General features: G+C 70.0%; 20 protein-coding genes and 2 pseudogenes. 11 read left to right on the forward strand and 11 right to left on the reverse strand.

Translation table 11 applies throughout. From position 1 onward, the window contains the following. Window positions 1-43 precede the first annotated feature (43 nt). Window positions 44-538: an Asp23/Gls24 family envelope stress response protein gene (locus ACWC09_RS32480; RefSeq protein ID WP_450854493.1), complete on the forward strand. Its 495-nt coding sequence runs from the start codon at window positions 44-46 to the stop codon at window positions 536-538. Between the two features lie 102 nt (window positions 539-640). Here ACWC09_RS32480 and ACWC09_RS32485 read toward each other — a convergent pair whose 3' ends face one another. From ACWC09_RS32485 to ACWC09_RS32500, 4 genes are all read right to left on the reverse strand, one after another. Then, window positions 641-928 carry a hypothetical protein gene (locus ACWC09_RS32485; protein WP_450854494.1) on the reverse strand — a complete coding sequence of 96 codons (288 nt, stop codon included), beginning with the start codon at window positions 926-928 and terminating at the stop codon, window positions 641-643. Between the two features lie 135 nt (window positions 929-1063). Continuing rightward, window positions 1064-1339, reverse strand: coding sequence for a hypothetical protein (locus ACWC09_RS32490; RefSeq protein ID WP_450854495.1), 276 nt, complete (start codon window positions 1337-1339; stop codon window positions 1064-1066). Window positions 1340-1488: 149 nt separating this feature from the next. Next, window positions 1489-2184, reverse strand: a complete 696-nt coding sequence (locus ACWC09_RS32495) for a response regulator (protein ID WP_450854496.1) — start codon at window positions 2182-2184, stop codon at window positions 1489-1491. Continuing rightward, window positions 2169-3488, reverse strand: a complete 1320-nt coding sequence (locus ACWC09_RS32500; RefSeq protein WP_450854497.1) for a sensor histidine kinase — start codon at window positions 3486-3488, stop codon at window positions 2169-2171. The genes ACWC09_RS32495 and ACWC09_RS32500 overlap by 16 nt, the downstream gene beginning before the upstream one ends. A 218-nt stretch (window positions 3489-3706) precedes the next feature. Here ACWC09_RS32500 and ACWC09_RS32505 point away from each other — a divergent pair, with 218 nt between their 5' ends. Both ACWC09_RS32505 and ACWC09_RS32510 read left to right on the forward strand, forming a co-directional pair. Continuing rightward, the gene (locus ACWC09_RS32505; RefSeq protein ID WP_450854498.1) at window positions 3707-4399 is read left to right on the forward strand and encodes an ABC transporter ATP-binding protein; all 693 of its coding nucleotides are present in this window, start codon (window positions 3707-3709) and stop codon (window positions 4397-4399) included. Next, a complete protein-coding gene (locus ACWC09_RS32510; RefSeq protein ID WP_450854499.1) occupies window positions 4396-6786 on the forward strand; it encodes an FtsX-like permease family protein in 2391 nt (796 codons plus the stop codon). The genes ACWC09_RS32505 and ACWC09_RS32510 overlap by 4 nt, the downstream gene beginning before the upstream one ends. Window positions 6787-7331: 545 nt before the next feature. On the opposite strand, the gene ACWC09_RS32515 is transcribed toward ACWC09_RS32510, so the two are convergent. Then, entirely contained in the window at window positions 7332-8477 is a 1146-nt protein-coding gene (locus tag ACWC09_RS32515) for a glycoside hydrolase family 53 protein (RefSeq protein ID WP_450854500.1), read from the reverse strand. Between the two features lie 308 nt (window positions 8478-8785). Continuing rightward, window positions 8786-9070 carry a hypothetical protein gene (locus tag ACWC09_RS32520; RefSeq protein ID WP_450854501.1) on the reverse strand — a complete coding sequence of 95 codons (285 nt, stop codon included), beginning with the start codon at window positions 9068-9070 and terminating at the stop codon, window positions 8786-8788. Window positions 9071-9290: 220 nt separating this feature from the next. On the opposite strand from ACWC09_RS32520, the pseudogene ACWC09_RS32525 reads away from it, so the two are divergent. Together ACWC09_RS32525 and ACWC09_RS32530 are read left to right on the forward strand one after the other, a co-directional pair. Next, window positions 9291-9743: pseudogene (locus tag ACWC09_RS32525) on the forward strand (zinc-binding dehydrogenase); the annotation flags it as partial. Beyond that, window positions 9706-10032 carry a type II toxin-antitoxin system VapC family toxin gene (locus ACWC09_RS32530; protein WP_450854502.1) on the forward strand — a complete coding sequence of 109 codons (327 nt, stop codon included), beginning with the start codon at window positions 9706-9708 and terminating at the stop codon, window positions 10030-10032. The pseudogene ACWC09_RS32525 and the gene ACWC09_RS32530, both read left to right, overlap by 38 nt. A gap of 83 nt (window positions 10033-10115) precedes the next feature. Here ACWC09_RS32530 and ACWC09_RS32535 read toward each other — a convergent pair whose 3' ends face one another. Continuing rightward, a complete protein-coding gene (locus ACWC09_RS32535) occupies window positions 10116-10460 on the reverse strand; it encodes a MerR family transcriptional regulator (protein WP_450854503.1) in 345 nt (114 codons plus the stop codon). Window positions 10461-11500: 1040 nt separating this feature from the next. Then, window positions 11501-12160 carry a type III effector protein gene (locus ACWC09_RS32540; RefSeq protein ID WP_450854504.1) on the reverse strand — a complete coding sequence of 220 codons (660 nt, stop codon included), beginning with the start codon at window positions 12158-12160 and terminating at the stop codon, window positions 11501-11503. Between the two features lie 126 nt (window positions 12161-12286). Here ACWC09_RS32540 and ACWC09_RS32545 point away from each other — a divergent pair, with 126 nt between their 5' ends. The 3 genes and pseudogenes from ACWC09_RS32545 (at window position 12287) to ACWC09_RS32555 (ending at window position 13371) form a co-directional block, all read left to right on the forward strand. Further along, window positions 12287-12718 carry an Hsp20/alpha crystallin family protein gene (locus tag ACWC09_RS32545; protein WP_450854505.1) on the forward strand — a complete coding sequence of 144 codons (432 nt, stop codon included), beginning with the start codon at window positions 12287-12289 and terminating at the stop codon, window positions 12716-12718. A 100-nt stretch (window positions 12719-12818) separates the two neighbouring features. Further along, a pseudogene (locus tag ACWC09_RS32550) lies at window positions 12819-12995 on the forward strand (DUF2267 domain-containing protein); the annotation flags it as partial. A gap of 13 nt (window positions 12996-13008) precedes the next feature. Further along, window positions 13009-13371, forward strand: coding sequence for a hypothetical protein (locus ACWC09_RS32555; protein ID WP_450854506.1), 363 nt, complete (start codon window positions 13009-13011; stop codon window positions 13369-13371). 253 nt (window positions 13372-13624) lie between these two features. Here ACWC09_RS32555 and ACWC09_RS32560 read toward each other — a convergent pair whose 3' ends face one another. After that, window positions 13625-14035: a roadblock/LC7 domain-containing protein gene (locus ACWC09_RS32560; protein WP_450854507.1), complete on the reverse strand. Its 411-nt coding sequence runs from the start codon at window positions 14033-14035 to the stop codon at window positions 13625-13627. Further along, a complete protein-coding gene (locus ACWC09_RS32565; protein WP_450854508.1) occupies window positions 14032-15996 on the reverse strand; it encodes a nitrate- and nitrite sensing domain-containing protein in 1965 nt (654 codons plus the stop codon). The genes ACWC09_RS32560 and ACWC09_RS32565 overlap by 4 nt, the downstream gene beginning before the upstream one ends. Window positions 15997-16355: 359 nt before the next feature. Between ACWC09_RS32565 and ACWC09_RS32570 the strand changes: the two genes are divergently transcribed. Then, entirely contained in the window at window positions 16356-16883 is a 528-nt protein-coding gene (locus ACWC09_RS32570; protein WP_450854509.1) for a hypothetical protein, read from the forward strand. Here the strand turns inward: ACWC09_RS32570 and ACWC09_RS32575 are convergent. Next, window positions 16840-17631: an IS5 family transposase gene (locus ACWC09_RS32575; RefSeq protein ID WP_450854510.1), complete on the reverse strand. Its 792-nt coding sequence runs from the start codon at window positions 17629-17631 to the stop codon at window positions 16840-16842. The genes ACWC09_RS32570 and ACWC09_RS32575 overlap by 44 nt on opposite strands. Window positions 17632-18059: 428 nt before the next feature. Between ACWC09_RS32575 and ACWC09_RS32580 the strand changes: the two genes are divergently transcribed. Both ACWC09_RS32580 and ACWC09_RS32585 read left to right on the forward strand, forming a co-directional pair. Then, complete coding sequence (locus tag ACWC09_RS32580) at window positions 18060-18314, forward strand: type II toxin-antitoxin system VapB family antitoxin (protein ID WP_450854511.1); 255 nt, start codon at window positions 18060-18062, stop codon at window positions 18312-18314. Further along, the gene (locus tag ACWC09_RS32585; RefSeq protein ID WP_450854512.1) at window positions 18314-18733 is read left to right on the forward strand and encodes a PIN domain-containing protein; all 420 of its coding nucleotides are present in this window, start codon (window positions 18314-18316) and stop codon (window positions 18731-18733) included. Before ACWC09_RS32580 ends, ACWC09_RS32585 begins: the two co-directional genes overlap by 1 nt. The last annotated feature ends 74 nt before the right edge of the window (window positions 18734-18807 follow it).

Here is an 18807-nt window from a genome sequence, read left to right on the forward strand (position 1 = left end):
CGGGGCACGGCAATCCGTGCACCACCCGAGGAGGTGGCTTCGCATGACGGAGCCGAATGGTTCGACCCTGCCCAAACCCGATTCCGGGGAGCCCCGCACCGACCTGGGCACCACACGGCACACCGCGCATTCCCGGCTCCAGGAGCCGCCGGAGACCCGCGGCCGGACGACCATCGCCGACGGGGTGGTGGAGAAGATCGCCGGCATCGCCGCACGGGAGGTCCCGGGAATCCACGCGCTGGGCGGCGGATTCACCCGCACCATGGGCGCGATGCGCGACCGGGTCCCGGGCGGGCATCCGAGCGCGGGACGCGGCGTCAAGGTCGAGGTCGGCGAGAAACAGACCGCCATCGACCTCCAGGTCGTCGTCGAATACGGGGTCGGCATCCGCGAGGTCACCGCAGAGGTCCGTGAGAACGTGATCGCGGCGGTGGAACGGATGACGGGCCTGGAAGTCGTCGAGGTGAACATCGCGGTCAACGACGTGCACCTGCCGGACGAGGACAACGAGGAGTCCCACGAGGACCGGGTGCATTAGGGCTTCGTGGAACACGGCGCCGTCCAGGCGTGCGGGGACCGCCCCGTTGAGACTCCGCCATGTCGCCGGCAGGTACCCGGGCATCGGGGCGGTGGACGGGGGCTAGGTCCGGTTGACCCGGCCGGCCACCGCGTGACCGATCAGCAGGTAGACGGCAGCGGGCAGGCCGTAGTTGACCACGGTGCGCCAGTTGTCCGAGTGGATGGAGAACAGGTGGTGCGACCAGCCCGAGAGCCGGTTCGCCGCGTCGTGGACCCAGGAGACCGTGCCGTTGGCGGTGTTGGCGTCGAACAGGTAGAGGGCGATCCACAGGATCAGAATCAGTGCCGCGATGTCCGCGATGATGGAGATGACCGTCCCCGCGGGACTTCCGCCGTAGCGTCTGGACATGTCCAACGACTAGCCCTGCCAGCGGAGTTGAAACCTACCGGAAGGGCCCGGACGGCCGCGGCGGACACGGCCGGCCCGTCGGTGGTGGTGTCCACACAGACCGCCGCGCCACCGCCGCAGGGGCCAGGACCGTCATCACCTGTGGTGTTCGTGGTCCCGACGGTCCTCGCGCCGCCAGCGCGCCCGGTTCTGGCGGCTGTAGCGGCGGTCCCAGCGGTCCACACGATCCCGGCGTTCCTGGTAGTCCCGGTAATCCCCGAGATCGGAACCGCCGTCACGGCCCCGGCCGTCGCGATCCCGGCCGCGCCGGGTCGCGCCGTAGATCAGCACCGCCGCGGCCACCCACCAGATGGGGTGAAGGAAGCCGAAGCCGAACAGGACCACGATGAGAACGAGCAGCAGGACGAACACGATGGGCCTCCCCGGGAGCGGGACTCGGCAGCGATACCGGGGACTGGGGCCTCACACCACAGCGTAGTCCTGCCCAAAGGTTGCGGATACCGTGCGACGTCAGGGCGTCCCGCCCGGCACGGTGCACTGGTCCACTCCGGCCGGCGCCGCTAGGAGCCCCCGCCTCCCGGGGAGACAAGTCCCGTCTCGTACGCGAGGACGACGGCCTGGACGCGGTCGCGCAGATCCAGCTTGGACAGGATGCGGCCGATGTGGGTCTTGACCGTGGTCGGGCTGAGGAGCAGGCGGTCCGCGAGTTCGGCGTTGCTCAGGCCCGTCGCGAGCAGGCGGAGCACCTCGAGTTCGCGCGGGGTCAGGACGGACAGGTCGCGGTGGAGCGTGGCCGGCCGGTCCTCCTCGCGCTGGGCGAAGCGTTCGATCAGACGGCGGGTGATCGCGGGGGCGAGCAGGGCGTCGCCGGACTGCACCAGGCGTACGGCGGCGACGAGATGCTCGGGGCTGACGTCCTTGAGCAGGAAGCCGCTGGCGCCGGCGGTGAGCGCGGCGTAGACGTAGTGGTCGAGGTCGTACGTGGTCAGGATGATGACCCTGGTGCCGTCCGGCCCACCGTCGGCGAGGATCCGCCTGGTCGCTTCGATGCCGTCCATCTGTGGCATCCGGATGTCCATGAGCACGACGTCGGGCCGGGTGCGCCGGACCGCGGCGAGCGCCTCGGCTCCGTTGGCCGCCTCGGCCGTCACCTCGATGCCGTCCGCGGCGAGGATCATTCCGAAGCCGGTGCGTACGAGGGCCTGGTCGTCGGCGATGACGGCGCGCAGCGCCGGCCGGTTCACACCGTCCGCCACGGGACTCGAGCCTTGATCCGGTAGCCGCCGGCGAGGGTCGGACCGGCCGTGAGTTCGCCGCCGTAGACCGCCAGCCGTTCGCGCAGCCCGATCAGCCCGCGGCCGTTGCCGTCCGCCCGAGGGGCGTCGCAGGCGGCTCCGGTGTCGGTGATCTCGATCTCCAGTGAGTCTCCGGTGTATCCGACGGTGACGGAGGCATCGGCGCCGGGCGCGTGTTTGATGGTGTTGGTCAGCGCCTCCTGTACCACGCGGTACGCCGCGAGGTCCGCGCCGGGCGGCAGCGGGTCGGGCGGCAGCGAGATCGCGACGCCGACCGGTGTCCCGGCGGCACGTACCCGCTCGACCAGGGCGTCGAGCTGCCCGAGGCCGGGCTGCGGTTCGAGGCCGTCGGCGGGGCTGTCGGGGCGGCCGGTGTCCGGGGCGGCCAACAGGCCCATCACATGCCGCAGTTCGGCCATCGCGGCCCGGCCTCCGGCCTCGACCGCCAGCAGGGCCTGCTTCGACCGCTCCGGTGCCGCGTCCATCACCTTGCGTGCCGCGCCGGCCTGGATGACCATCACGCTCACATTGTGAGTGACGACGTCGTGCAGTTCGGCGGCGATCCGGGCCCGCTCCTCCTCGACGGCCCGGCGCATGCTCTCCTCCTGGACCCGCTGCAGCCGTGTGTACCGGTCCCGGCTGGCCGCCAGCCGCCGCTGCCAGAAGCGGACGGTGCTGGCCAGCACCCCGGCGACCAGCAGCACGACCGCTGGGCTCGACCATCCCGGGAGCACCGGATCCGTGTCCCGGAAGGCAAGGCCGGCCAGCACGGCGGCGACGACCAGCCCGGCCGTCGCCCGCGCCCGGTGACGGCTGTACATGATGGCGCTGTAGGCGCCGATGACGCAGGTCAGCACGTTGATCCAGGAGGCGTCGTCGCCGATGACCAGCGCCGCGCCCAGTACCACCCCGAACGTGGCCAGCGGATGCCTGCGCCGGGCCGCCAGCGGCAGCGCGGAAAGGACGACCAGCGGCCAGGCCGGGGAGGAGGCTCTGCCTTCCGCGACCCGCGGGCTTACGGGGGGCGTGGGCGGGCGCGGGATCGCCAACCTGTCCCGGGCATACCTGGACTCGACCTTCGAGCTGATCCGAACCGGTCCGTCGCCGGGATAGCGCGACGCCGCGATCAGCGCGAGAACGGTCAGCAGGATCGCCAGCACCACATCGGCGCGCACTGCCCGCCGCGACCGCGGGGCGTCCTCCGCCTCCGACCGCAGCGCGTCCCGCAGTTGCCGACGCCAGCCTTGCCGGTCCTCCGTCTCCACCGGCTCATTGTGCGGTCCCCGCCCCCCTTCCGCGTCCCCCTTCGCGGCCAAATCGCCGTCCCTCAGGCGTACTTCGCAGGGATGAGGCCGCAGGCACCTCCTTCGTGGGGAGGCCCGGATGTCGGTGGCGCGGCCGACGCGCCCCGCAAGACCGCGGCCCTACCTTCGCTGGGCCGAGGCAGACATCTCCCTCTCGACCACAAGGACGGACCACACCCATGACTCACGTGATCGAACTGGCGGGCGTGGCGAAGCGCTACGACAGCGCCGGTGCGCCCGCACTCGGACCGCTGGACGTCAGCGTCACCCAGGGCGAGGCTCTCGCCGTGACCGGTCCCTCCGGCAGCGGCAAGTCCACGCTGCTGAACCTGGTCGCCGGCCTCGACAAGCCGACCGAAGGCGCCGTGACCGTGGCCGGGCAGCGGATCGACCAGCTCAGCGAGCACGCGCTGGCCCGGTTCCGCCGCGAGCAGATCGGCATCGTCTTCCAGTTCTTCAATCTGCTCGACGACCTCACCGTCGCCGACAACATCCAGCTCCCCGCCCAGCTGACCGGGACCACGCGGCGCAAGGCGGCGGCCCGCGCCGACGAGCTCATGGAACTGCTGGGCATGACCAAGCACGCCCGCGCCTACCCGGGTCGGCTCTCCGGCGGCGAGCGCCAGCGGGTGGCGGTCGCCCGGGCGCTGGTCAACCGGCCGGCGCTGCTGCTCGCCGACGAGCCGACCGGCGCGCTCGACACCGCCTCGGGCCACGACGTACGGGAGCTGCTGGTGGAGCTGCACCGCGGCGGGCAGACCGTCGTGCTGGTCACGCATGACATGGCGCTGGCGGAGGCGTGCGCGAGCCGCACCATTCAGCTGGTCGACGGCCATCTCTCCCTCGACACGCGTGCGGAGGCCGTCCGATGAGCCTCTTCGGCACCGGCGCGCTCGGCCGGGTCGTACGCTCCGGGGTGGGCCGGCGCCGGGTGCAGACGGTGGTGATCGCCGTGGCCACCATGATGGCCGTCGCCGCGGCCGTGATCGCCGGGTCGCTCATCGTCGCCTCGAACGCCCCTTTCGACCACGCCTTCGCGAAGCAGCACGGACCGCACATCACCGCGCAGTTCGATCCGGCCAAGGTGAGTGCGGCGCAGCTGAAGGCGACGAAGCGGCTGGACGGCGTCACCGCGAGCGCGGGGCCGTATCCGTCGACGACCATCAGCCCGGTTGATCCGAACGGCGGGCACCTGCCGGAGGTGAGTCTGGTCGGGCGGTCCGGTCCGCACGGCGACGTGGACGACCTGGACCTGCAGTCCGGCCGGTGGGCCACAAAGCCGGGCGAGATCGTTCTCTCCGCGTCGTTCAAAGGCCCCTTCCTCAAGGTCGGTTCCACCCTGAAGGCTTCGGATGCCGCCGACAGCCCGACCCTGAAGGTCGTCGGCTTCGCGGTGTCGGCCGGCAAGACCGCCGACGTCTGGGCGACCCCGGGGCAGGTCGGCGCGCTGGCCTCGAAGGACACACCGCTCACGCGTCAGATGCTCTACCGCTTCGACTCCGCGGGAACCAAGGCGCAGATCTCCGCCGACCGCAAGAAGCTCACCGCCGCCGTACCGTCCGGGGCCCTGGTGGGCACCCAGTCCTACCTGGACACGAAGCATGCCTCCGACAAGGGCGCGGCGGCGACCATCCCGTTCATGGTGGCCTTCGGCGTGCTCGGCATCCTGATGTCCGTGATCATCATCAGCAGTGTGATCAGCGGCGCCGTCGGCACCAGCCTGCGCAGGATCGGCATCCTCAAGGCCATCGGCTTCACGCCGCGCGAGATCGTGCGGGCCTATGTGGCCCAGGCGCTGATCCCGGCCGACGCCGGTATCGCACTGGGGGTGGTGCTGGGCCATGTGCTGGCCATGCCGCTGCTGAAGGACACCGAGCAGGCGTATGGCACCGCCTCGCTGACGGTGGCCTGGTGGGTGGACGTCGTGGTACCGGCCGTCGCGCTGCTGGTCGTCGGGATCGCCGCGCTGGTCCCCGCGCTGCGGGCAGGGAGACTGCGCACGGTCGAGGCCATCGCGGTCGGCCGGGCACCCCGCACCGGGCGCGGCCAGTGGGCGCACCGGGCGGCCGGGCGGCTGCCGCTGCCGCGGGCGGTGACCTACGGCCTGGCCAGCCCGTTCGCCCATCCGGTCCGTACCGCCGCGATGCTGCTCGCGGTGGCCTTCGGCACGGTCGCGGCGACCTTCGCCGTGGGACTGACCTCGTCCCTGAACGCGGTCGGCAGCGCGTCGGATCCCGAGGACCGCGCGGCGGTCACCGCCATCGTCGGCGGGCCGACCGTCCCGGGTGGCGCCGGAGGCGGAGTTCGCCACATGAACCCCAAGGAAGGAAGTGCCAGTCCTCCGTCCGCCGACCCGGCGAAGGTCCGCGCCGCCATCGAAGCGCAGGCCGGCACCGCTTCGTACTACGGCATGGCCAAGGCCGATGTCACCGTGGCGGGGATCTCCGGCTCGGTCCAGGCCACCCTCTACCAGGGCGATTCACGTCCCGGCAGCTACGAGATGATCTCCGGGCACTGGATCACCGGCGCGGGGCAGGCCGTCGTACCCACAGGTTTCCTGGAACGGACCGACACCAAGATCGGCGACACGGTCCGGGTGACCCTCGGGAAGGACACGCGGACCCTGAAGATCGTCGGCGAGGCCTTCGACACCTCGAACGACGGCCTGTCGATCCACGCGGACCTCGCCGGCTTCGCCGGGGCCAAGCCCCAGGTCTTCCAGATCGAGGTGAAACCGGGCGTCTCCCCCGCCGCGTACGCCGAGAAGCTCAAGGCGGCGGTGGAGCCATTGGGCGGCGACGTCATGGCCAACTCCTCCTCGCAACAGGAGAACATGATCCTCGTCCTGGACGCGATCGCGGTGCTGCTCACCCTCATGCTGGTCTCCGTGGCAGGCCTCGGTGTGCTCAACTCCGTCGTCCTCGACACCCGCGAACGCGTCCACGACCTGGGCGTCTGCAAGGCACTCGGTATGTCGCCGCGGCAGACCGTGAGCCTCGTACTCGCCTCGGTGGCCGGGATCGGCGTGCTCGGCGGACTGATCGGAGTACCTCTCGGGTTCGCGCTGCACGGCTTCGTACTGCCGGTGATGGGGCACGCGGCGGGCACCGATCTGCCGCCGTCGATCCTCGATGTGTACGACGCGCCTCAGCTGGTGCTGCTGGGGCTGGCCGGCATCGCGACAGCCGTCCTGGGGGCGCTGCTCCCGGCCGGCTGGGCGGCCAAGGCCCGTACGGCGACGGCGCTTCGCACGGAGTAGACCGTCAGCGCCCGCCCTGGGACTCGCCGGGTCACCCTCCTCGCGGGTGGCACAGGAGTGGCCGACACCATGGCCGTCTCCGTCCTGGAACGCCGCCGGGAGACCGGGGCCGCACCGCGGCCCTGGCAACGACGTGGCTCGGCGTTCGACCGTCGCCGGCGGACGTCAGCACCACGATCGTCCGGGGCAGCCGGACCGGATTCCTCTGCGATCCGGCTGCCCCGCGGCGACATGCGGCCGTTGTCCGAACCGGCCGGCTGGAGGGACGCATGGCCCGCAGTCCCTGCAGCGGTTGGCCGGCGCCGAGCCCGCGCCGTGCCCGGACCAGACGCTCCACCACCCGCGGCCCCTGCGGACTGCCGGAGGCCGGGGTCGAATCCTCCGCCAGGACCCGGGTGGGCGAACTGCGCCGAGGACACCGACGGAATGCCGCGGTGACCACCGCGGCCACGTCGAGCCGGACGCAGGACGGGTGGGCCGACCGCACCTGTCAGATCACGTCCTCCGGCACTGTCGCGAATCCGCCGACCGTCGACGGGGCCGGGTCAGGAGCGGTAGCGGCCGAGGGTCCGCAGGCCGGGCAGCGCCTTGTCGTCGAAGTCGAACAGGGCGAGGTTCTCCCACGCGTTGCCCGACGTCGGGTCCTCCGGGTTCCAGCCGTTGCCGGCGCGGTAGGTCCACGCGCCTTCCCAGTAGCAGTAGCCCAGGCCCTGCCCGTCGGGGACGGCGGCCGACAGGTCGGCCACCGCGCGCAGCCATGCGGCCTGCCCCTCAGGCGTGGCGGGGTAGCCGTCGGTGAGCTGCGAGGTGCTGTACATGATGTCGTTCGTCTCGTCCTCGCTGCTCAGCGTGAACGGGTAGGCGGTCTCGGCGATCACGCAGGGCTTGCCGTAACGGACCGTGATATCGGCCATGTTGGCGGCGACCTGGTCCAGGGGGCCGTGCCAGAAGGGGTAGTAGGACAGGCCGATGATGTCGAAGTCGACGCCGTAGGACACCGCGTTGTCGAACCACCACCGGTACAGGCCGTTGTCGCCGCCGTTGGCCAGGTGGAGGATGGTTCGGATGCGCGGGGTGGTGTCGCGCGCGGCGCGCAGACCGGCCTTGAGGAAGGCGGCCAGGTTGTCCCAGTGGTCCCAGTTGCCGGTCGGCCAGAGCATGCCGCCGTTGAGTTCGTTGCCGATCTGCACCAGGTCGGCGGGCGTGCCCTGGTGCTTGAGGGCGCCGAGCACGTCAGCGGTGTGACCGTAGACGGCTTGGGTCAGGCCCGCCACGTCCAGATCGGCCCAGGCGGCCGGCTTGGTCTGGTGGGCCGGGTCGGCCCAGGTGTCGGAGTAGTGGAAGTCGACCCAGATGCCGATGCCCGCCCGCTTCAGGCGCCGGGCGAGCGGCAGGATGTGCTCCTTGTTGTTGTAGCCGTCGGCCGGGTTCACCCAGACCTTCAGCCGGGCGTGGGTGATTCCCGCCTCGGCGAGGATACGGATCGGGTCGTCGAGTCGGCCGTCGGCCCGGCGGTAGACGGCGCCGTGATCCTCGTTCTTGGGCAGCGAGGAGATGTCCATGCCGCGGATCGGGAGGCGGCGGTGCGCGGTGCTGCCGGTCGCGGTGCTCGCGACGGCGGGTATGGCACCCAGGGTGGGCACCGTAAGCATCGCGGCGCCGGCTGCGGTGAGAATGCTGCGTCTTCGCATCTCAAGGGTCCTTTCACAGTGGAGTTGACTCGGGATGACACGGGTGCCGGCTCCCCCTCGGCCTGCACCGAGGGAAAGGTGCCTGTCAGCGCGGAGCGCGGAAGACCTGGACCGCTCCGGCCGGGGACGGCGGCCCTGGTGCCCGTCCCCGGCCGGAGCACCTTGGCCTCGTGGCGGTGTCGTTGACGGCACAGCGGAGGGCACTCGACTCGCCTTCCCGTACGACGAGTTCGACGTCGTGGGGCGGTTCGGCGGAGGTGATACCGGCGTCGGCGAGCGTGAGGCCCACGGCGCCCGCGGGCGACCGGTCAGGCAGGTGGCCAGGTGACGGGCGGCGCCGTCGCCGAGCACATGCCGGGTGAGGGCGGGTGTCCGGTGGTGCGGCCGTCGGTGAAGCAGGCGACGGTGTCGCCGCCGTTCGGGAGGACGAACCCGGGCCAGAGGTCCGCCTCGTACGTGCCGCCCTGCTCGGGGCGTACCGCGACGGTTCCGCCGGGCACGACGGGAGCCGGATGTCGTCCTCCCAGGTGGTCGAACGGGGCGGAGGAGGGCATGTCTTGCTCCCGGAGGATCGACAGGATGATGCCAGGCATTCCGTGAACGTGCACAGGAAAAGTCGTGACCGACACCCATGAGCAAGCAGTAGGTAACCCGACATTCGCCCCATTGACAAGAGGGCGAAACAAATCTCCACTGTGAACGTTTACAGATCCCGCGCAGCCCCCGCGCCCTCATGCACGCGACGACGTCTCGCAGTGCTGTTGCGCCAGAGTGGCAGTTTCAGCACCTCACCTGACGCCACGGCCGCAAGGGAAGGTCATCGCCGTGGACATCGCCGACCGCAAGCTCGCCAACGCCGAGCGGTTCGGCGCCACGCACGTCGTCAGCTCCCGCCGGTCCGACCCCGTCACGGCGATCCGTGACCTCACCGGCGGCTTCGGCGCGGACCTGGCCATCGACGCGGTCGGCCACCCCAGGACCTACCAACAGGCCTTCCAGGACAGCGACTTGGCCGGCGCGGTCGTGCTGGTCGGCGTCCCCACGCCGGACATGAAGCTGGAGCTGCCCCTGCTGGACGTCTTCGGGCGCGGTGGAGCGCTGAAGTCCCCCTGGTACCGCGACTGTCTGCCCGCCCGCGACCTCCCGATGCTGATCGACCCGTATCTCCAAGGACGCCTGGACCTCGACGCGTTCGTCACCGAGACCATCGCCGTCGACCAGGTCGAGGATGCCTTCGCACGGATGCATCAGGGCGACGTCCTGCGCTGCCGTCTTCGGGCCGGCCCGCGGCCGGCGAGGGGGCAAGCCGAAGATCACGGAAAAGGAGGCCCTGAAGGCGATCACCGACTACCAGGCCCTCGCCCTCGACCTGCACCCCACGCTGGTCCTGTGGCAGCGCGTACGCGAACTGTCGAACAACCTCTCCGCCCACGACGCGCATTACGTGACCCTCGCCGAGAGCCTCGGTGTCCCGCTGATCACCAGCGACGCCAGGATCGAGCGCAGCGGAGCAGCACGCTGCACGATCGAGACCTTCGGGGCATCCAGCACCTGACCCCAGCGGCACCAACGCGCACGGTTCCACCACCCATGAACGGTCCGCCGGCGGTCGGTGTCCAACTCGGGCAAGGCGTCCTGTCAGGTTGAGGTCTTCGATGGGGTCTCGCGGCCTTGTGTGCGCAGTTGCTCGTTGATGCGCTGGGCTTCTTCGAGTTGGTCTTCGAGGATGACGATGCGGCAGGCGGCCTCGATGGGGGTGCCCTGGTCGACGAGTTCGCGGGCGCGGGCGGCGATGCGCAGTTGGTAGCGGGAGTAGCGGCGGTGGCCGCCTTCGGAGCGCAGAGGGGTGATCAGGCGGTGTTCGCCCAGGGAGCGAAGGAAGGCGGGGGTGGTGCCGAGCATCTCGGCGGCCCGGCCCATGGTGTAGGCGGGGTAGTCGTCATCGTCGAGGTTGTCGACGGGACGGGATGCTTCAGGGGGCATAAACCTCTTCTTTCGGGGACGCGTCGGGGGGCCCGGGTGCCGTACTGGCACCCGGGCCCCGAGCTTGCAACACCATCTACCGGCAGACTGCGCCGGGCCTTTGTGTCCGCAGGTTCCGCCTGGGAGGGCGGGGCTGCTGCGGGGATCGTGGATGCGTGACCGGGGACCACCTTCCAATCCGGGGCCTGCGTACCCGGGCGGACTGCTTCCTCACCCGGGCGATCCTGATGGCGTTCTGCTCCTTATCTTCGGTTACTCGGTTGTACTGCTGGATACCGCGGGTACTGCTCGCGGCCTCTGCGGGCCGCGTCCTGCTTGACCTTCCACGGCAGTTCGTGTCTGCCGTGCCCTCTTGGACTTCCTGGGTACGACAAGACAGTAACTCTGCGACGAGCCAATGTCTACTGTTGCCACAGCAGATTTTCTTCCAGACTGATGGGTGGACTCCTGTCGCATTTACACCCGAAAGAGTGCTGCCGTGGGTTGCCGCCCGGCTCGGCGGGCACATGCTGAGCCGGGCGGCACAACCGATCCTGGGCGGGTGAGCGCTTGACCGACATGGTGACGACCGACACGAAGGCCCCCGCGGCCCCGACCGTGCTTGAGGACGACAGCCCCTCCGGCGTCGCCCGTGACATGGCCCGCGCTTTCGTCGAAGGTCTGGAGCCGGCTCTGGCCTCCGAGACGGTGGAAAGCCTCGCTCTCGTGGTCTCCGAGCTCGCCACCAACGCCCTGCGCCACGGCGGAGGCCGCTACACCCTCCCGCCGTCAGCGACCTCAGCCCCGCACTCCCGCGGGAACGTGGCGCCGACCTCAACGGTGGCGCCGGCGGGTTCGGGTGGCCCTGGTCCGCCGCCTGGCCGGCGAGGTGACCATCATTCCTGGCAGGGCAAGACCCTCCACGTCTGCCTGCCACGGTGGCAGCGCCCCGAGGATCAACCGCGGCTGACGGTGGTTGATGCTGAAGGGTGGCGGGCCCCGGCTGACTGGCCGGGGCCGGCCGCGTGAGGTCCGACGTCGTACACAGGACTGTGTATCGGTCAGTCGGGGGCAGCGTCCGTGGTCATGGCGGAGTTCGTCAGGGCATCGACTCGGGCGGCGAGGTCGGGGTGGGCGGCCGTCAGGTGGGGGCGGGTGGCGTTCAAGGGGTGAAGAAGGGCGGCCGGGTCGTCATGGGCGAGCGCCGCGTTCAGCTGGCTGAGCGGAATGCGGGCGGCGGTGGGCAGGTCGGTGAGAGCGGCGATCTGGCCGGCGATGCGGCGCAGGCCGGCGGCGTTACGACGGGCCCAGGCGGCAGCGGTGCGGTCGGCGGCGCGGCGTTCGCGGACGGCCTGGACGCGTTGTTCGCCGGTGCTTCCGGCGGGGCCGGGCCTGCCTCGCAGGTAGCGGCGTTCGGCGGCCTGCCGGCTGGCGACGCCGAGGGGGTCGGCGAGGTCGGCCCAGCTGGCTCCCGCATCCCGGGCGGATTCGATCAGACCGGTCTCCCAACCGGCGAGCTGCTCGCGGACCTGCCGCAGCAGCAGGAGTGAAGCCAGGGCCTGCTCCGGACCAGGTCGGGGCGCATCGTGGATGCCGGGATCTTGGCGCTGGGCGGCGCGCAGGGCGTCGTCTATGGCCTGGAGGGCCGCCGCGGCGGCGAGGATCGAAGCCGGGCTGCGGGCGTCGGCGCTGAAAGAGACCGGCTGGTCAGCTGCTGTCACGGGCAGCTCCTCGGGTTGTCATCCTGTCGACGACACATCGTTTGTCATCCATTGGATGACATGTTACAACGGTGTCAGTGAGGCGCATTGGCAGCAACTGCCCGAACCTTCTGGAGGTGTTTCACGATGTTGATGCGCACCGACCCCTTCCGTGAGCTCGACCGGCTGGCCCAGCAGCTGATGGGCCCGGGGACCTGGTCCCGCCCGTCGGCGATGCCGATGGACGCCTACCGCGAGGGCGACGCGTACGTGGTGGCCTTCGACCTCCCCGGTGTCAGCCCGGAGGCGATCGACATCGACGTCGAACGCAACATGCTGACCGTCAAGGCCGAGCGCCGGCCGGTGGCGAAGACCGACGACGTGCAGATGGAACTCTCCGAGCGGCCGCTGGGTGTCTTCTCCCGGCAGATCGTGCTGGCCGACACGCTGGATACCGAGCACATCCAGGCCGACTACGACGCCGGGGTGCTCACCCTGCGCATCCCGATCGCCGAGCGCGCCAAGCCCCGCAAGATTGCCATCGGCGTCGGATCCGACCGCAAGGAGATCTCCGGCTGAGCCGGACGATCCGGGCCGATCAGCGGCGGAGGACGGGCACCTGATCTCCCCCTCACCCCGTCCTCCGCGCCCGCGTAAGTGATGAGGGGTGGCGGCCGACGTGACCCTGCGATGGGAAGCGTTCCTCGACCAGGTGAAGGAACGCGGCGAGTACAGCAGTCGGCAGGAAGCAGAACGTGCGGCCCGCGTGGTGCGCGCCCAGCTGGCCGCGCGCGTGCCGGAAGACTTCGCCCTGATCCTCCTGAACCCGCTCGCGCTGCCCGTAGCCCCCTGGAGAGACCCGGAATCCCTTGGCTCGCCCCTACGACCAACATCACCGTGAGGCGCTCGGCGCCCAACTGCACCTGCCCGTGACCGAACGGACCTGTCCGATCTGCGGCCGCACGACCATGCGTCTCTACCATCACACGAAGTACGGCCGGAGCGAACCCTCGTGGATCAACTACCTGTGGTGCGGCAACTGTCATGCCTACTCGTCGTCGTTCACGGGTGCCGGCCGCAAGATGGTCGAAAGCGACCCGCTCCTTGAGCAGTACGGCGACCGGATCGCCGAGGTCTTCCGTGACCCCGAGCGCCTGCTCAAGATCCTCGACGGCTACTGGAAGGCGGGAAGACTTCCCCAAGTGATTTCGCGCCGCCCCCGCGGACGCTGATGGTGTCGCACCCCCGGAGGGTCCCTGGCGCTCGCAGTCACCAAGAAGATCGGCGTTGAAGGTATTCAGCTCTTCTGTACCGCAGATGCCATGGGGCTTCCGGTCTTCACATCCGACAGAAAGTTCCTGTCGGGGGTTCGGAAGCGCAAGCAGGCTGACGGCCTTACCCCTTGATGAGTTCAGCCCTCCTCCGCCTGTGCCTCACCCTTCGGCGTTGTCCGTCTCAGCCAGTCGTCGGCGACCGCACCGCGACTCATTCGGGTGCGGCGTGGAGCTCGCGTACCAACTGCGGGGTGAGCAGTTCCCCGCAGCGGTCGGCGAGGACGGCCATTTCGTAGCCGACGAGGCCGACGTCGCACCCTTCGGCGGCGAGGACGCCGAGGCAGCTGCCGTCGCGGATGCGGCCGACCATGAGGAAGCCCCCGAGCATTTCGATCATGACTAGCTTCATGCCGTGGAAACCGTGTGTCGTCGCCGCGTTCTGGGCGAGGCTGGTGATGCCGGAGACGACGGCGGCGAGGTGGTCGGCGCGATCTCGGCCGAGGCTGTCCGAGGCGGCCATGAGCAGGCCGTCGGACGAGACCGCGACGGCGTCGGTGACACCGTCGGTGGTGCGCACGAAATCCGAGACGAGCCAGCCGAAACTCTGGACGGCGGTGGTCACGATGACGCTCCTTGGGGGGTTCTGGCTTCGGCGCGGGCGACACCTGCCCGGAAGCCGTTGAGCAGGGAGGAAACGGCGGGCCTGGCGGGCGGGGGTGAGGCGGAGGAGCCCTCCACGGGGGCGAGCAGGCGCCCGGGGAGGGCAAAGAGTGCGGACAGGCCGCCGCCGGGAGTGTCGAAGAGGTGGACTTGAGTGCCTTCACCCAGGCGGTGGGCGAGTCGGCCGACGACGAGGTGGCCGAGGAACCGGGTGGGTGCGGCAAGGGCCTCCTCGCCGGAGTCGGAGAGGAGGGCGTCCGCACGTTCTTTGTCGGCTTCGGACATGCCGATGCCGTGGTCGACGACAGCGAAGGAGTATGTGTCGTCCTGGGTGTCGTACCAGCCGTGCACCTCGACCGGTTCCGTCGGTGGCGAGAAATTCAGCCCGTTCTCGATGAGTTCGGCGAGGAGGTGCGCGACATCCGCGACGGCGTGCCCCCGCACCCGCACCGGCTCCACTGTCGCGATCAGGACGCGACGGTACTGCTCCACCTCGGCGACGGCGGACTGGACGACTTCCAGGGCGTCGGCGGGTGCCGCCGTGGGCCGCGGGGGATTCTGTCCGGCCAGGACCAACAGGCTTTCGGCGTTGCGCCGCATACGGGTGGCGAGGTGGTCGAGCTCGAAGAGCTCGGCGAGGGCGTCCGGGTCGAGTTCCTGCCGTTCCAGGCGGGTGATGAGGCTGAGCTGGCGACGCACGAGGTTCTGGTTGCGGCGGCCGAGATTGGCGAGCGATTCGGTGGTGTTACGGCGCAGGCCGGCCTGCTGGGCGGCCAGGTGGAGGGCGGTGTGTTCCACCTGCCGCAGGGACGCCGCGACCTCGGCGATCTCCGCCGCGCCGCCCAGCAGCCGTACATCGGGGCCTGCCGGTGCGTCCGCCGGCGGAAGGAGCTGCGCATGGTCCTGCGGGGACTGCTGGATACGGGCGACGGTCGCGGGCAGCCGGTGCCGCGCCACATCGTGGGCGGCCTCGGCGAGCGCACGGAGCGGGCGCGTAAGGGACCGGGAGGCGAAGGCGGCAAGGCCCGCGACGAGGGCGGCCATGAGCGCTGCCGCGACGAGATCGGCGGCGAGGTCCCGCTCGGTGTCGTGGCTAAGCCGATCAGCACGGCTCCGTACGTCGTCACCGACCGACTGCTGAGCGGCGTACAGATCGTCGACGAGTACGGTCATCACATCCCACCAGGTGCCGGCGTCGGCGCGCAGCGTGGAGCCGTCGGCGGCACCTTCCGCCTGACGCTCGTAGGCGGTGGCGCGTTCGGCGTCCTCGGTAGCGAAGGCCTTCTTCAGGGCCGCGCGCTGAGGTGCGGTGGCAACCTGTCGGAAGCGGGCGAGAGCGACGACACGTGTCGCGCGTACCTCGGTGAAATCGATGTATACGCGGCCGTGGAAGGCCCCTTGGGCGAACACTCCGTTGAGAAGTCCGCGTTCGAGAGCGACGGACTCCTCGGCCGCAGCCAGTTCCCGCAACGCGGCCAGCCCGTCACGCAGTTGACGGTCGGCGCCCGTCGCGGTCTCCGCTACCGGATCGACGGCGTTCAGGGCATCGATCGCGGTGGTGTAGAAAGTGAGGGTCGCGGTCCGGTCGGCGGTGTCCCTGTCGGCGGCGGCGCGGATGTCGGCGAGGCGCCCCAAGTGCCGCTGGATGACATCCTCGACGGCGCTTTCGGGGCGCATTCCGCGCAACGCTGTGTCAACGCGCTTGCGCGTAGCGGCGAGCGGTGGGCGGAACTGCTCCTCACCGCCCAACAGTCCGTTGGTCAGGCCGCGTTCGCGTTGCAGCTGGTGTACCAGGGCCTGGATGCGCAGGCTGAGCCCCACCTCGGCGCGGGTCGTGCGGGCATCGCCGAGGGCCTCGGCACGGCTGTGTACGGCGAGACCGGTCATCGCCAGCAGCAGGCAGAGAGGGACTGCGATGACCACCGCCACCCGGCCCCTGATACTGCGCCAGCCAGGCATCGGCCGTCGGCCGGGAGTCGTTCGGGCACCGTGGCGGCGCCGCGAACTGCCCTTGCCGATCACGGCAAGCATGCCGAGCAGCGGCCATACTGGCGTCCACACCCTCATAGTCACGAAGCTAGTACGCCGACCGTAGCGGCCGGTTTCCGACCTGTTAGTCCGCGTGGGAGATTCGGTTGCGCCGCTCTCACGCCGCCGGCCAAGGGATTGTGACCTCAGATGAGGTTCCCCCGAGACGCGGAGAGAGTTGACAGCGGGTCAGATGGGACTCACGAGAGGAACATCGACCATGGCTGCCCCCAGGAAATACTCGCTCGAGTTGCGTGACCTTGCGGTGCGGATGTACCCCACCTCGGACCCCAAGCCGCAGATCAAGAAACTCGCCGTCGGCCTCGGCGTCCACCCGGAGGCTCTGCGGCTGGATCCGGCAGGCCGAGGCTGATGCCGGCGAGCGCGACGACCGGCTGACCACCGACGAGCGAGCAGAACTCGCGGCGCTGCGCAAGGAGAACACCCAGCTCAAGCGGGCGATCGAGGTCCTGCGGACGGCCTCGGACGCGGCGAAGCCGAAGTCGCAGGTGCCGGCGTGGCGCCAGGGGTTGGCCTGGTCGGCGCTGTCGGTCGACTACCAGCGCATCCTCACGGCGCTCGCAGACCGGGACCGGCTCCATCAAGGGCCGCTGACCTGCCAGGAGATGGCCGCGTTGTTCGGCATGGACGTGGTGCCGGCGCGGGTGGAGGCACTGCGGTCGAAGGCGAAACGCCTGGTCGCGCGGGGTTGGCTGGCCGACCGGCAGCCGGGCCGGTTCACCCTCGCGGCAGGCGTGACCGGGCCAGGCGGCGCGTCATGAGCAGGGTCATCGACCAGTAGATCATCGCCTCGGCGTTGGTGGTGCGCCGCTCGAAGTCGCGCACCAGACGGCGGCTTCGCATCAGGTGGGCGAAGAGGCGCTCGACGATCCACCGCTTTGGCAGCACCACGAACCCCTTCTGGTCGTCGCTGCGTTTGACGATCGCGAGGACCAGGGTGAACGTGGCCAGGCAGTACTCGACGAGGCTGCCGGTGTAGCCGCCGTCGGCCCAGACCAGTTCGAGGCGGTGGTGCACGTCGGCGACCTGCCCGAGCAGGACCTGGGCGGCGATGCGGTCGCCGGTGTCCGCGGCGGTGACCATCACGCCCAGCAGCAGACCGAGCGTGTCGACCACGACGTGCCGCTTGCGGCCGTTGATCAGCTTGCCGCCGTCGAAGCCACGGATGTCGGAGCCGACGACGGCGTCCGCCTTGACGGACTGCGAATCGATCACTGCGGCCGTCGGCTCCGCATCCCGCCCCAACTCCTCGCGTACCCTCGCGTGCAACCGGTCGTGGAACTCCTTGACCAGCAAGTTGTCACGCCAGCGGCGGAAGAATGCGTAAATGCGGTCCCACGGCGGAAAGTCGACGGGCATCGCTCGCCACTTGATCCCGTTGTCCACGAGATACCGGATCGCATCGAGCATCGCCCGGTGGCAGTACGCCTCCGGCCGGCCGCCCCGGCCACGCATCCAGCCCGGCACCGGCAGCAGCGGGCGGATGACGGCCCACTCCCCGTCCGTCATGTCCGTCGGATAGCGAGGCTGCCGCGTCCCGTTGTCGGCGGCGTTTCCGAACCGGTGAGCCAGGCAGTCACACTCCCAGGTGACCGCGCTGGACTGCCCAGCCATCGGCACGCAAGACTGCTGCACCAGGGCCTCCTGCTGCTCGGTGATTCGACACCAACGAGCTGTTCAGGAGGCCCTGTTCCTATGCGCCCAGCGCCCCGCGACCACCCGATCGGGACTCCCGTTCGACGCGCATCCCTCAAGATCGAAAAGACAACAGCTTCTTAGGACGACTGTCCATCTTCCACAAGGAGTGACCGCGCGGCATGTCGCCATGAACGCCGCAGCCTCCATCCACGAGAGGGACTCCCGATCAAAACGATATCTACCACAGTCGATGAATGGTATCGTTTCACTAGCGGAAGCATCTCCGAGAGGATCTCCACATGGCCAGAACCGTCATCGACCTCGATGAAGACATGGTCGCCGAGGCCATGCGCATCTTCGGAACCAAGACAAAGGCCAAAGCCGTCCGCCTCGCCATGGAAGACGCCGTCAAGAGGCACCTTCGGCAAGAGGGCTTCGACGCCATGGAGGCCGGCGAGCTCGACTTCAGTGAGATCGTCGAGAACACCGGGCCCCGCAACGCGGACGGCTCCCTCAAGCGCGACGGCGACCGCGACGGAGGCCGGGCCGCCTGATGCAGGACCGCTACCTGATCGACAAGTCCGCCCTCGCCCGCTGGACGAAGCCGAACGTCAAGGACGTACTCAAGCCCCTGCACGAGCGCTACCTCCTCGCCGTATGCCAGCCCACCGAGTACGAGATGATCCACTCCGCACGGGACAGCTCGGAGGCGACACGGATCAGTACCTGGCTCCGCGCCTTCGACTACCTACACACCGACGACCGCGCCTTCGCCCGCACCCTGGAAGTCCAGCGCCACGCCCTCAACGCGGGTTTCCACCGTGCTCTGTCCCTCCCCGACCTGCTGATCGCCGCCACGGCAGAACTGCACCAGCGGACGGTCCTCCACTACGACGGCGACTACGACATGATCGCCTCCCTCACCGGCCAACCCACCGAATGGGTCGTCCCGCCCGGCAGCGCCGGCCGTTGAGCAGGTCGAGCCTCCCGCCCAATCCCGCAGGGCGGGTACATCTCCTGCGGTAGCGCGGTGCCGGGACGGTCAAG

Source organism: Streptomyces sp. NPDC001617, from assembly GCF_053596855.1.